Origin of the sequence: Stenotrophomonas sp. pho, from assembly GCF_006228405.1 — a bacterium.
Taxonomy (GTDB): domain Bacteria; phylum Pseudomonadota; class Gammaproteobacteria; order Xanthomonadales; family Xanthomonadaceae; genus Stenotrophomonas; species Stenotrophomonas sepilia.
The window spans coordinates 1,140,468-1,154,372 of the sequence record NZ_CP029759.1; the positions used below are offsets into that span (position 1 = coordinate 1,140,468).

The 13,905-nt window shown below is 66.4% G+C and carries 8 protein-coding genes and 1 pseudogene; 2 read left to right on the plus strand and 7 right to left on the minus strand.

Annotation, left to right across the window (positions count from 1 at the left end; all coding sequences use genetic code 11):
* Nucleotides 1-9: 9 nt before the first annotated feature.
* The 5 genes from mdcA to DL544_RS05380 form a co-directional block, all read right to left on the minus strand.
* Nucleotides 10-1,653 carry a malonate decarboxylase subunit alpha gene (gene mdcA / locus DL544_RS05360; RefSeq protein WP_065185999.1) on the minus strand — a complete coding sequence of 548 codons (1,644 nt, stop codon included), beginning with the start codon at nt 1,651-1,653 and terminating at the stop codon, nt 10-12.
* Nucleotides 1,654-1,843: 190 nt separating this feature from the next.
* Entirely contained in the window at nt 1,844-4,051 is a 2,208-nt protein-coding gene (locus DL544_RS05365; RefSeq protein WP_139726811.1) for a TonB-dependent siderophore receptor, read from the minus strand.
* 355 nt (nt 4,052-4,406) lie between these two features.
* Nucleotides 4,407-6,098 (minus strand): malate dehydrogenase (quinone), encoded by a 1,692-nt coding sequence (mqo, locus tag DL544_RS05370; protein WP_005415670.1) that lies wholly within the window; start codon nt 6,096-6,098, stop codon nt 4,407-4,409.
* A 154-nt stretch (nt 6,099-6,252) separates the two neighbouring features.
* Nucleotides 6,253-6,732: a GNAT family N-acetyltransferase gene (locus tag DL544_RS05375; RefSeq protein WP_053497651.1), complete on the minus strand. Its 480-nt coding sequence runs from the start codon at nt 6,730-6,732 to the stop codon at nt 6,253-6,255.
* Between the two features lie 183 nt (nt 6,733-6,915).
* Entirely contained in the window at nt 6,916-7,821 is a 906-nt protein-coding gene (locus DL544_RS05380; protein ID WP_049416399.1) for a LysR family transcriptional regulator ArgP, read from the minus strand.
* A gap of 137 nt (nt 7,822-7,958) precedes the next feature.
* Between DL544_RS05380 and DL544_RS05385 the strand changes: the two genes are divergently transcribed.
* Together DL544_RS05385 and DL544_RS05390 are read left to right on the plus strand one after the other, a co-directional pair.
* Nucleotides 7,959-8,594: a LysE/ArgO family amino acid transporter gene (locus DL544_RS05385; RefSeq protein ID WP_005415673.1), complete on the plus strand. Its 636-nt coding sequence runs from the start codon at nt 7,959-7,961 to the stop codon at nt 8,592-8,594.
* A 532-nt stretch (nt 8,595-9,126) separates the two neighbouring features.
* Nucleotides 9,127-10,745: pseudogene (locus tag DL544_RS05390) on the plus strand (alpha/beta hydrolase family protein).
* Nucleotides 10,746-10,801: 56 nt separating this feature from the next.
* Here DL544_RS05390 and DL544_RS05395 read toward each other — a convergent pair.
* Together DL544_RS05395 and DL544_RS05400 are read right to left on the minus strand one after the other, a co-directional pair.
* On the minus strand, nt 10,802-12,556 hold the full coding sequence (locus DL544_RS05395; RefSeq protein ID WP_139726812.1) for a peptide MFS transporter: 1,755 nt from the start codon (nt 12,554-12,556) through the stop codon (nt 10,802-10,804).
* A 79-nt stretch (nt 12,557-12,635) separates the two neighbouring features.
* A complete protein-coding gene (locus tag DL544_RS05400; protein ID WP_139726813.1) occupies nt 12,636-13,784 on the minus strand; it encodes an acetyltransferase domain-containing protein in 1,149 nt (382 codons plus the stop codon).
* Nucleotides 13,785-13,905 lie beyond the last annotated feature (121 nt).

The window sequence follows — 13,905 nt, forward strand, 5'->3', positions numbered from 1 at the left end:
CTCAGCCCCTTACCAGTTGCGGAAGCGCTTGGGCGGGTCGTACAGACCGCCGGACCAGCGCACCAGGTCCTTCACCGAACGCGCCGCCAGCAAGTCACGGCTGGCATCGCGCACGGAGATGCCGAGGTCACCGGGACGGCGGATCACGCCGCGGTCGCGCAGGTTCTCCACCATCGCGCGGTCGCGCCCGATGCCCACGGCGGTATAGCCGGCCACGCCACGGATCGCCTGTTCGCGCTCCTCGGGAGTGCGGCACAGCAGCAGGTTGGCGATGCCTTCCTCGGTCAGCACATGGCTGACGTCGTCGCCGTAGATCATCACCGGCGGCAGCGGCATGTTCGCGCGTTCGGCCAGTTCCCAGGCGTCGAGGCGGTCAACGAATGCCGGGGCCATGTGCTCGCGGAAGGTTTCCACCATCTGCACCACCAGTTTGCGCCCGCGTGGCATCTCGCCCGGGCGTGCGGCCTGCTGGCCGGCCTTGATCCAGGCCTCGCTGGCATGGCGGCGGCCGCGCGCGTCCGAGCCCATGTTCGGTGCGCCGCCAAAGCCGGCGATGCGGTCGCGGGTGGCAGTGGAGCTGTTGCCCTGCAGGTCGATCTGCAGGGTGGAACCGATGAACATGTCGCAGGCATACAGGCCTGCGGTCTGCGAGAACGCGCGGTTGGAACGCATCGAGCCGTCGGCGCCGGTGAAAAACACGTCGCCCCGCGCGGCAATGTATTTCTCCATGCCCAGTTCCGAACCGAACGAATGCACCGATCTGACGAAGCCCGATTCGATCGCCGGAATCAGTGCCGGGTGTGGGTTCAACGCCCAGTGCTGGCAGATCTTTCCCTTCAGCCCGAGCGATTCTGCGTAGGTGGGGAGCAGCAGTTCGATGGCGGCGGTATCGAAGCCGATGCCGTGATTCAAACGATTCACGCCGTACTCGGCGTAGATGCCCTTGATGGCCATCATTGCCATCAGCACCTGGATCTCGGAGATCTGCGCAGGGTCGCGGGTGAACAGCGGCTCGATATGGTTCGGCTTCGGCGCCTGCACCACGAAGTTGACCCAGTCCGCAGGAACATCGACGCGGGGGAGGCTGTCGACGATCTCGTTGACCTGGGCGATGACGATGCCGCCACCGAAGGCGGTGGCTTCGACGATCACCGGCGTGTCTTCGGTATTCGGCCCGGTATAGAGGTTGCCGTGGCGGTCGGCGGCCTGCGCGGCGACCAGCGCTACGCGCGGCGTAAGGTCGATGAAGTAGCGGCCGAACAGTTCCAGGTAGGTGTGGATGGCACCGATCTGGATGCGCCCTTCGGCCACCAGGTTGGCCAGTCGCACCGATTGCGGGCCGGAGAACGAGAAATCCAGTTTCGAGGCGATGCCACGCTCGAATACGTCCAGGTGCGAGGGCAGTGAGAGGACCGACTGCACCATGTGCAGATCATGCACGCGGGCGGGGTCGAGGTCGGCCAGCGCCTGGGCGAGGAAATCTGCCTGCTTCTGGTTGTTGCCCTCCAGGCAGACCTTGTCGCCTGGCTCCAGCACTGCGTGCAGCAACTCGCCGACGTCGCTGCTGGCGACCTCGCGTCCCCGGGCCCACGGCGCGGCACGTTCCAGGCGGGCCTGGCGACTGCGTTCCAACGTATCCCAGCTCGGGTTCATTGACCGGCTTCCGACGGGTGTTGGGATAATTACGGCATAATTACGAAGTGGGTACAACCTGCATTGCAGCAAAAAAGAAGGGCCCGCGCGGAGGCGGGCTCATTCAGGTAGGCCGCGACGGTGGGTCGTGGCGGAGGGCGTGCCGACCAACGGTCGGCACCCACCAGGCACCCACCGGTTCGCAGGTGGCTCAGAACTTCCAGCGCAGGCTGGCCGACACGAAGCGCGGCTCGCCGTAGTTGTTGTAGTCCAGGTTGGCCCAGTAAGTCTTGTCCAGCGCGTTGCGCACGCTCAGCGTTGCAGTCCAGCTGTCGCTGATGCGGTAGTTGGCATTGAGTTGCACCAGCATGTACGCCGGCTGGTTCACGGTCACCGTGCCGCCCAGCGGGTAGGCGATGTTGTAGCCCTGCACCTTGCTCTGCCACTGCAGGCCACCGCCGATGCTCAGGCGTTCCAGCGCACCGCGCAGCTGCAGTTGCGTGTTGAGCTGCAGCAGGTCCTTGGGCGGGTTGGCGTACAGCAGGTCGGTGGCGGCGCGGGTGACCTTGACGTGGGTGTAGCCGGCATTGACCGTCCAGCCCGGCAGGATTTCGCCGTTGATATCCATCTCCCAGCCACGCGCCTTGGTACCGTTGACGCCGATGTAGGCCGAGCTGCCGTCGCTGAGCGAACCCTCCGGCACGCCCATGTCACGCACCGCGTAGTTGTCCTGCTTGGCCTCGAACACAGCGGCATTTGCGGTCAGGCGGCCATCGAACCACTGCGTCTTGATGCCCGCTTCCAGGTTCGAGCCCTGCACCGGCGCCAGCAGGTTCTCGTTGCGGTCCTTGTAGTTCTGCGGATTGAAGATCTCGGTGTAGCTGGCATAGGCCGACACGTTCGGGGTGATCTCGTAGACCAGGCCCACGTACGGAGTGACTTCATCGCTCACCTTGTACGCACCGCTGGTGCCGGTATAGGCGCCGGTGGCGTTGTAGGAGCGGGTGAGGGTTTCCCACCGGCTCAGGCGTGCACCGGCGATCAGCGACAGCGGATCGGCCAGGTGCAGGCGGGTGGCCAGATAGACGCCACTCTGCGTGGTCTTGGCCACGCGGCGCGCGCCGGTGCGGCGGTAGGTCACCTCGGAGATATCGCCGTTCCAGCTGTATACGTTGGGGATGTAGTAGCAGCGCTCGCGTGCACCCGTGGCGCTGACACACGTTGCCCAGTCGCTCGGGAAGTTCAGCGCCACGGTGTTCGTGGTCCCTTCCAGATCCGACCACTGGGCACCGACCGTGAGGTCGTGGTCGCGGCCGAACAGCGGGAAGTTGCCGGTCAGGTAAGCATCGACATTGCGGCGGGTGTCTTTCGAATCACCGGCGGCCGCACGCAGGAAGATGCCCGAGCCGGTCACCGGGTCCGGGTTGCCGGTGCCGTACAGGCGCACGTTCTGCACGTTGCCGCGGGTGTAGGCGGTGTTGATCTTCAGCAGCCAGTTGTCGCCGAAGCGCTGTTCCAGGTTGGCGAAGGCGGTGTTGCTCTCGCGCTTCCAGTAGCTCCACTTCGGCGACAGGTTGGTCGAACGCGGCAGATGGGCGAAATTGCCCTGGCTGTCGAAGAACGGCACGGTGCCCCAGGTCGAACCGGTCGGGTTGTTGTCCTGGGTCTGGTAGCCGAGGGTGAGCGTGGTGCTGTCGGTGACATCGCCTTCCAGCACCGCCATGCCGGCCATCTTGTTCTCGTCGTAACGGTCGTAGTACAGCCCGCGATCGGTGTAAGCGGCGACCACGCGGCTGCGGAAACGGCCGTCATCGGTCAGCGGCGCGGTGACGTCGGCTTCCATGCGGCGGTAGTCCCAGCTACCGGCGCTGACCGCGAACGACGCGTCGAATTCCTTGCCGGGGCGCTTGCGCAGCAGGTTGACCGTGGCCGACGGCACGCCGGCGCCGCTGAGCAGGCCGTTGGCACCGCGGATCACTTCGATGCGGTCGTAGAAGGCGGTGTCGTATTCCTGGTTGGTGGAGCCGCTGTAGGTGGGGATGCCGTCGACCTGGAAGTCGGTGATGGCGAAGCCGCGCGCGTAGTACAGCGGGCGCTGCGTGTCATAGAAGGACACGCTGACGCCGGTCACGTTGCGCATCACATCGTTGATGCTGAACAGTGATTCGTCCTGCAGGCGCTGCAGGCTGATCGCGGTGGCCGACTGCGGGGTTTCCTGCAGGGTGATCGGCAGGCGCGTGGTGCTGGCCGGCGGAGCGGACTGCTCGGCCCGGACGCTGACCCGGTCCAGGGTCTTGGCATCGCCGGCGGCATCGGTGGCGGCGAACGCGGCGGGTGTGGCCAGCAGGGTCAGCGACGAAAGCAGGGCAGCGGGCAGCAGTGCGCGGCGGGGCAGGCGGTTACGGACAGGCAGGGGCATGGTGGGCTCGAGGCTTGGAAACGGGGGAAGGGCGGCAACAGTCGTCCAGCACCCGGGGCGGCGGCTTCGGGCACGGTCAGGTCCATCTGGAGCGGCGCGATCACTGCGCATGGTGCAAATGTAAATAATTCTTAACAACATTACAATTCGCGTCATTGTGCAGGGGCTTCCCGGCGCGGAGCAGTGGCGGGCCGGGGTCGGATCCCGTTGCTGCAGACAATGGGCTCCGACCCCATCATCGACGCCCAATCGCAGGTCAGAGCCCTCCCGTGCGGGAGGGATCCGACCCACCTCGCACAAAAACAAACGGCCACCCGAAGGTGGCCGTCCGTCTGCATCGAAGGAACGCGCGGGCTTACAGCGCCTGCAGTTCCTCATTGGCATTGCGCTTTTCCTTCGCCGGTGCCGGAGCCGCAGCGGCCGGAGCCGGCACCGCCGCGTTCGCATCCACCGGCACCTCCAGGTACGGCAGGTGCAGGGTCTGGCTGGTGAGCGTACGGATCTCGTTGACCAGTGCGGCGCTGTCGTTGAGCTTGCGCCCGTACGACGGCACGATCTCGCGCAGGCGGGTTTCCCAACCGGCCTTCATCTGGTCCGGGAAGGCCTTGGCCATCAGGTCCAGCATGATCGGCGGCGAGGTCGACGCGCCCGGCGATGCGCCGAGCAGCGCGGCGATGGTGTGGTCCTTGTCGGTCACGATCTCGGTACCGAACTGCAGCACCGGGCCCTTCAGCGGATCGCGCTTGATGATCTGCACGCGCTGGCCGGCGGTGACCAGCTTCCAGTCACCCGGCTTGGCATTGGGGAAGTACTTGACCAGTTCGGCCTGGCGGTCGGCATCGTTCAGGCGCGCCTGGCCCATCAGGTACTGCACCAGGTCCAGGTTGTCCTTGCCCACTTCCAGCATCGGGCCAACGTTGTTGTGGGTCACCGAGGAATACAGGTCCCACCACGAGCCGTGCTTGAGGAACTTGGTGCTGTACAGCGCGAACGGCCCGAACAGGACCACCGGCTTGCCGTCCAGCTTGCGTGCATCCAGGTGCGGCACCGACATCGGCGGCGAACCGGTTTCGGCCATGCCGTAGGCCTTTACGCCATGGCGCGAGGTCACGTCCTGGCCCTGGAAGGCGAGGAACTGGCCACCGACCGGGAAGCCTGCGTAGTCCTTCGATTCCGGAATGCCCGACATCTGCAGCAGCTTCAGCGCGGCGCCGCCGGCACCGATGAAGACGAAGCGGGTGTGGGTGGTGGTTTCGGTGCCGGCCTTGAGATCCTTCACCGTCACGTTCCAGCTCTTGTCGGCGTTCTGCCGCAGCGCGGTCACTTCATGGTTCAGGTGCAGGCTGAAGTTCGGGCTGCGCTGCAGGCCGGCGGTCAGCTGGCGGGTGATCACACCGAAGTTGACGTCGGTACCGAGCGGCATCCAGGTCGCGGCAACCTTCTGCTTCGGGTCACGGCCTTCCATCAGCAGCGGGGCCCACTGCTTGATCTGCGCCGGATCCTCGGAGTACTGCATGCCGTAGAACAGCGGGTTCTTCACCAGGGCCTGCTGGCGCTTGTGCAGGTAGGCGATGTTGTCATCGCCCCAGACGAAGCTCATGTGCGGGGTCGGGTTGATGAAGTCGCTGGGCTGGCTCAGCCGGCCTTCCTTCACCTGGTGCGACCAGAACTGGCGCGAGACCTCGAACGATTCGGCGATGCCGACCGCGCGCTTGGTCTCGATGCTGCCGTCGGGCAGTTCCGGGGTGTAGTTCAGTTCGGCGAACGCCGAGTGGCCGGTGCCGGCGTTGTTCCAGCCATCGGAGCTTTCACCGGCGACGCCGTCGAGGCGTTCGTAGACCTGGATGTTCCAGTCCGGCTGCAGTTCCTGCAGGTAGGTGGCCAGGGTGATGCTCATGATGCCGGCGCCGACCAGCACAACATCGACGGGCTTGTCGTTGCTGGCGGCGGGCACGGAGCGCTGGGTCAGTGGCCAGTACAGGAACAGCGCGGCGGCCAGCAACAGCAGCACGAGCAGGGCGAGCAGGGCCTTGCCAAATTTCTTCATGGGGGCGGGATCGTTGGCGGAGGGGAAGGGGTCAGGATGCGCGTGGGGCAGGGAAAGGGCGTGAAGAAACAACGCCTTGCAGCATCCATCCACGATTCTAACCGGATCCGGTCGTTTTTTGATGCAACGCAGCATCCGACGTTTCGCGACGCTGTCACGTGGGCGGCAGGCGGCGCCCGGCGACGGTGGGGACCAGCTCAAGGATCTCGTCGCCGGCCTCATCGAGCTCGCCGGTCGGGCGCCAGCCCAGGCGGCGGTAGAAGCCATGCGAGCGCGAACGCGGGTCGGCCGAGCAGGCCAGGAACAGGCGCTGGTGGCCGGCATCGCGGGTCAGGCTGACCACGTCCTGCAGCAGCTGGCGGCCGATGCCGCGGCCCTCGTAGTCCGGCAGCAGGGCAAGCACCAGCACCTCGCCGCTGTCACGATCGGCGAAGCAGTAACCGGCCATGCGCTCGCCGTCCCAGGCGACGCGGCCGATCGAATCGCCCTGGGCGATGCCGGCTGCCCAGCTGTCCTCGGTGATGCCCAGTTCTGCCAGCTGGGCCGCACTGAAGGCGTTCTCGCGGGTGCGCCCGCGCAGGTCGATGCAGGCGGCGGCATCTTCGGGGCGGGCGTCGCGGACGAATACAGGCATGCAGGGCATCCTTGCAGTGATCGGCCGACCAGTATCCGCATCACGCATGGACCTGGTGTGGAGCTTACGTGGAGATCCGATGGAGCAAAAAAGGGGACGGAGGGGATTAAGTCGTTTAAGACCCAAACGACATCCGGGGCAAAGACGACTTAATCCCCTCCGTCCCCTTTTTCCCGCTGGGCGTCAGCGCTTGCGCCGGATCAGCGCGGAGGACGCATCCAGTACCGCGCGGGTCAGCAGGGCCATGGTCTGCACGTCGCCCTTCCAGTGCTGCCAGTACAGCGGCACGTCTTCCCACGCGCGCTGGCGCACGTAGACCAGTCGCCCGGCGTCCAGGTGGCGCTTGACCAGCGGCAGGGGGTTCATGGTCCAGCCCATGCCGCCGAGGTTGGCCTGCACGAAGGCCCGGGTGGAGGGAATCCACCAGGTCGGTGCGGTGCTGGGCAGGTCGTCGCCGGCCATGCGCCGGGCGAAGCGCGACTGCATTTCGTCCTTGCGGTTGAACACCAGCACCGGTGCCTGCGCCAGCGCCTGCGCGGTCACGCCCTTGGCAAAGTGGCGTTCGCGGAACTCCGGCGTGCAGGTCGCTGCATAGCGGATGCTGCCCAGCGCATGGATCTGGCAGCCCTGCACCGGCTCGTCCAGCGTGGTCACTGCGCCCAGCACCGTACCCTGGCGCAGCAGCTCCACGGTGTGGTCCTGGTCTTCCACACGCAGGTCCAGGGTGGTGCCGGTGGTCTGCGCGAACTGGTAGGCGGCCTGCGGAAACCAGGTTTCCAGGCTGTCGTGGTTCACCGCCACCGGGATGCTGGCCTGGGGCAGGTCCTCATCGGCCAGGCCCATCCGGTGCAGCGCATCGTGTTCGAGCAGGGCGGTCTGCTCGGCCAGCTGCACCAGCAGCTGCCCCTCGGCGGTGGCGGTGGCCGGGGTGCCGCGCTTGACCAGCAGGCGGCCGATCCGGTCCTCCAGTGCCTTGACCCGCTGCGAGATGGCCGAGGGCGTGACATTCAACGACTGTGCGGCGCGGTCGAAGCTGCCTTCGCGGATCACCGCGGCCAGGGCGCGCAGCTGGGCATGATCGATGCGCATCGAATTAAGCTCCGCTAATGTTGGTTTAGGAAGTTTAGCTCGTCTTTTCCATGTTGCGGCGCGACAATGGCGTCCGTTCCGGTGCTGTCCGCCTTCGCGAGGCACCGTCCCCCAAGCAATACAAGGCAGTGAATCCCATGTTCTCGGTCATCTCCGCCAGCACCGGCCTCGGTGCCTGGTTCTCTGGTGCAGCCACCGGCATCGGCCTGTTCGCGGTGGTCGGCGCCCAGAGCGCCTTCATTCTGCGCCAGGGCATCCTGCGCAAGCACATCGTGCCGGTGGTCGCCACCTGCGCGGCCATCGATGCCATCTTCATCTTCGCCAGCGTGGCCGGCCTGCGCACGCTCACCTCGGCGCTGCCGTGGCTGACGACCGCCGTGCTGTGGACCGGTGTCGCGTTCCTGGCCTGGTATGCGATGAAGTCGGCACGCCGTGCGATCGCCGGGGGTGGTGGCATGGGCGAGGCCGACAGCGATGACGGCAGCCGCCGCGCGGTGCTGATGGCTGCGGTCGGCTTCTCGCTGATCAACCCGCACTTCTGGCTGGACATGATGGTGATCGGCTCCATCGCCGAGAACTTCGGCAACGCCCGCATGGCCTTCGCTGCCGGCGTGGTCACCGCCAGCTGCCTGTGGCTGACCGCGCAGGGCCTCGGCGCCCGCCTGCTGGCGCCGCTGTTCACCAAGCCCAGCACCTGGCGCGTGCTCGACGGCACCATCGCCGTGATCCTCAGCATCCTGGCCCTCATGTTGGCGGTGCGCGGGGTCCACTGACCCGGCGCACGTCCCCCGAACCCACGTCCTGACTCTCTCTCCAAGGTAGTGGCAACGACGGCACCGGCAACGGTGCCGTCGTCTTTTCCGGCTCTGGCGTCAAACGCTCGGCGCTGCCTAGAATCGGCCACCAGGACAAGGTGTCCACAGGAGCAGGGGAAGGATGCACAAGACCATTCTGGCGGCCGCACTGGCCGTCATCGGGGGCGTTGCCGCAGGCAGCGCGGGGGCGGTGGACCTGACGCAGTACCTGCGCCGGGAGACCTTCACCGATATCAAGATCTCGCCGGGGGGCGAGTACGTAGCGGCAACGGTTCCGAGGGAGGACAGTACCGCGATCGCGATCCTGCGGTTGAAGGACAAGGAGGTGGTCGGCAGTTTCTGGCCGCCCAGCCGCAATCATGCGCAGGAATTCGACTGGGTCAGCAACGAGCGCCTGTTGATCGGCCTGGCCCAGAAGTGGGGCTCGCTCGACCAGCCCAATCCCACCGGCGAACTCTATGCCATCGACGCCAATGGCAACCGTGGCGAGCTGCTGGTCGGCTATCGCGTCGAAAGCAAGGGCCCGGGGACCCGCATCCAGCCGAAGAAAGTCGAAGCCGTGGCCGCCTTCCTGGCCGACGACCTGCCGGGTGACGAGCGCAACGTGCTGGTGACCGTATGGCCGCTGGCCGAGGATCCGTTCACCCGCGTCGATCGCATGGATGTGACCACCGGTCGTCGCTCGCGGGTGGCGTCTTCGCCGGTACGGCGCGGTGAGTTCACCACCGACGGCGCCGGCGAGGTCCGCTTCGTGCACGGCTCGGGCAGCGACAACATCAACAAGCTGTATTTCCGCGAACGCAGTGGCGACAGCTGGAAGCTGATCAATGATGAGGCGGTCAGCAAGCGCATCGAAACCGCCCTCGGCTTCTCGGCCGATGACAGCCTGGCCTACCTCAACGTCGAGCAGGCCCAGGGCCCGGATGCGATCGTCAGCTGGAACCCGCAGACCGGCGAACGCGCGACGCTTCTACGCGACGAGGTGGTCAATCCGTACCGCATCATCCACCGGCCCGGCACCCATGTGCCGGTAGGCGCGCTGTACCTGGGTGACAAACCGCGCACGCGCTTCTTCGATGAAGGCTCGGCCGATGCGCGCCTGTACCGCAGCCTGGAGGCCGCCTTCGGAGGGCCCGTCTACATCACCTCCAGCACCCGCGATGGCCGTGTCGTGCTGGTGGAAACCTGGTCGGGCTCGAATCCAGGCGATTTCTATGTGTACGACACGGTGGCGCGCAAGGCCGATCACCTGATCAGCCGCAGCGACTGGATCGACGTGGACCGTAGCGCCAGCGTGAAGCCGATTGCACTGAAGGCGCGCGACGGGCTGCCGCTGCATGGCTTCCTGACCCTGCCGGCCGGCAGCGACGGGCGCAACCTGCCGATGGTGGTGATGCCGCATGGCGGCCCGTTCGACATCTTCGATTCCGGCCAGTACGACCGCGAAACGCAGATGCTGGCCGCGGCCGGTTATGCCGTGCTGCAGGTCAACTTCCGTGGTTCGGGCAACTACGGCCGGGCCCACACCCAGGCCGGGGCGCAGCAGTGGGGCGCGGCGATGCAGGACGATGTCACCGATGCCACCCGCTGGGCAATCAGCGAAGGCATCGCCGACGGCCGTCGCATCTGTATCTACGGCGCCAGCTACGGGGCCTACTCGGCGATGATGGGTGCCGCCGCGAACCCGGGTTGTATCAGTGCGCGGCGGGCTATGTCGGGGTCTACGACCTGCCGATGATGTACACCCGCGGCGACATCCAGGACCGGGGTTCAGGCGTGACCTATCTGCGCGAATGGCTGGGGGATCCGGCCAAGCTGGGTGCGGTGTCGCCGGTGAACATGGCCGAACGGATCAAGGTGCCGGTGTTCCTGGCCGCCGGTGGCGAAGACAAGCGCGCGCCGATCCAGCACACCGAGCGCATGGAAGCCGCGCTCAAGCGCGCCGGCACGCCGGTGGAAAGCCTGTACTACAAGACCGAAGGCCACGGCTTCTACACCGAGGCCCATCGCAGCGAGTACTACGACAAGCTGCTGGCCTTCCTGGCGCGCAGCCTGGGCGGCAAGACTGCGACGACCGCGCCCGCGACCGGCAAGGACAAGGCGCCCTGAGCTGACAGGGCGGTGGATGATCATTCCGCCGCCCTGGTTTTCCGCAAGCGCAGGGTTTACTTCACCCCGTGCATCATCTTCTTCAGCAGCGGTGCGGCGATGAAGGCCGCCAGTGCGCAACCCAGGCCGATCCACATCAGCAGCCAGAACAGGTGCGCATAGGCGCCGGCTGCGGCCACCATGTCCAGCGATTCGCCTTCCGGCACCTCGATCGCGGCCAGCTTGCCGAACAGCGCGGCCAGCGTTTCCGAGAACGCGGTGGCCAGGAACCAGGTGCCCATCATCAGGCTCATCACCCGCGGCACGGCCAGCTGGGTCACTGCCGACAGGCCGACCGGCGACAGGCACATCTCGCCGCTGGCCAGCAGGAAGTAGGCCAGCACCAGCCACCACACGCTGCCCATCTCGCCAGTGGCGCCCACCTGCTGCGCCGCCAGTGCCAGCGGTACGAACGACAGTGCGCCAATCACCAGGCCCCAGGCCGACTTCACCGGCTTGCCCGGCTCCCAGCCGCGGCGGTCCATCCACGTCCACAGCGCGGCGAAGGCCGGCGCCAGCAGCACCAGGAACAGGCCGCCGAGGTAGGTGAGCGAACCTGCGGTCTGCGGGATCACCAGGCAGTCGCGCACCAGCAGCACCAGCATCAGCACGACAATGGCGGCGAAGAACGCGCGCGGTGCGGCCGAACCCGGGCGCCGTTCCGACAGGCGCGCGCTGACCACGAAGCCCAGCGGTGCCAGCAGCAGCGAGAGGATGGACCACGGCAGCGGCGTGCCGCCGGTGATCACCAGCGAGGGCACGATGTCCTTGGTCAGCAGGCGGTCGGTGAAGGTCACCCACGAGCCGTAGGACTGCTCGTACATCGTGAAGAACACCAGTGCCATGAAGATCAGCACCATCAGCGCGATCATCTGCTGGCGCTGCACCGGCGTGCATTTCGTGCCGGTGAACCAGGCGAACCAGACCAGCACGCCGCCCAGCACCACCAGCATCAGCATCAGCGCCAGGCTGATTTCTCCGCCCAGCGCGAACGCGCCGTTGCCGGCGGCCCACATCAGCCACGCCACCGGCAGCACACCCAGCACCGCGCACAGGTAGATGAGCCATTCGCGCGGCAGGCCCATCACCTTCTGCTTCAGCGCCGCCGGCTGCGGCGGTTCGGCGTGGCCCTGCAGGTACTTCTGGCCCCACAGGAACATCGCCAGGCCGGCCAGCATGCCGATGCCGGCTGCACCGAAACCGTACTTCCAGCCATAGGCCTCGCCGAGGAAGCCGCACACCAGCGAGGAGAACAGCGCGCCGAGGTTGATGCCGGCGTAGAACAGCGAGAAGCCCGAATCGCGGCGCGGGTCGTCCTTGGCGTACAGCTTGCCGACGATGGTGGAGATGTTCGGCTTCAGGAAGCCGACACCCATGATGATCAGCGCCAGCGACAGGTAGGTCACTGCGAGTGCGGAGGTGTCGCGCACCACTTCGCCGTTTACCCGGTAAGCGGCGTGGCCCTCGAAGGCCATGCCGAGGTGGCCCAGCACCAGCAGGATGCCGCCGAACAGCACTGCCCGGCGCATGCCCAGCCAGCGGTCGGCCAGCATGCCACCGAACACCGGGATGCAGTACACCAGGCCACCGTAGGCACCGAGCAGGTCCAGGCCGGCCTTGTCGCCGAACAGGTGGTACTTGGTCAGGTACAGCAGCAACAGCGCCTTCATGCCGTAGAAGGAGAAGCGCTCCCACATTTCAGTGAAGAAGCAGACGTAGACGCCCTTGGGGTGGCCCAGGAAGTCGTCGGAAGCGATAGCGGTGGAATTCATCGCGGAATTATAGGCCTGTGACCTGATCCGCTTTCAGTAGATCCACGCCATGCGTGGATTGCCGGACTGGCCTGGGCGATCACAGGTATCGCAACCACGGCAGATCGCGCCTTCGCGCTTTGAACCGCGCGAAGGCCCGCGTCGGCGGGTACAGCACCACCGCCAGCGCACAGGCCACCAGCAGCAGGCCGCTGACCGAATCCAGGGCATACAGCTCGCCATGGGTCGGCCCCCAGGCCGCCAACGCGGCCAGGTACAGCCCCTTCAGTAAGTACAGGTGCAGCAGGTAGAAGAACATCGGCGCAGCGCCGATATCGGCCAGCGGCTGCAGTGCCCGCGCCAGCGGCGGCCATTCGTACAGCCGCAGCAGCAACACTCCCACGCCCAGGGTCAGCAGCAGGAACTGCAAGGACGGCGGGTATTTGGTGACGTTGAAGATGCTCAACCACGTGCGCAGCGTAGTGGTCTGGTACGACCAGGGAGCATCCCCGTACTGGTTGGCCAACCGCAGCAATGCGAACAGGGCCAGCGCGCTGACGCCTGCCCACAGCAGCCAGCGCTGGCGCTGCTCCGGCGCGCGCGCGCGGCCAAACCAGGGCCCCATCAGATAACCCAGCGCAATCACCCCGATCCACGGCAGTACCGGATAGGAGGTGCGCAGGCGCAGCGTGCCAGCCTCGATCCAGTCGCGCTGGTGCAGTACTTTCCACAGCACCGCCAGCAGGCCATTGCCTTGCACCCGAAGGCCGTCGAACAGGTTGTGCCCGGCCACCACCGCGATTGCCAGCATCAGCAGGGCCGGGCGTGGCAGCCACAGCAGGCCGGCCAGCGCGATCATGCTCAGCCCGATGGCCCAGATCACCTGCAGGTACAGCGTGTGCGGCGGCAGCTGGAAGGTCCAGGCGAAGTTCACCAGGGTCAGTTCCAGCACCACCAGGAACAACCCGCGCTTGAGCAGGAAGGCGGCTGTGGCCCGGCGCGGATCCGGCTGGCGCTGGCCGTACAGCCAGGCCGACAGGCCGGTCAACAGGACGAACACGGGTGCGCACAGGTGGGCCAGCAGACGGCAGGCGAACAGCGCAGGGGAGACCGTGGCTGCGTCCATCGGGTCGCTCACCTGGTGCTGCAGGAAGAAGGTCTCGCGCACGTGGTCCAGCAGCATCAGCAGCATCACGGTGCCGCGCAGCTGGTCGATGGAGGCCAGGCGAGAGGAGGGGGAAGGGGGCATGCGATGCGGAAGCTACAGGGTAGTATTAAGATATAACATATCAATTCAGGTGATCCCAGCCGGACTTTGCCGTGTCTGCCGATTCCGGCTTCACGCACAGCCTCATTGCGCTGTGGCGGCT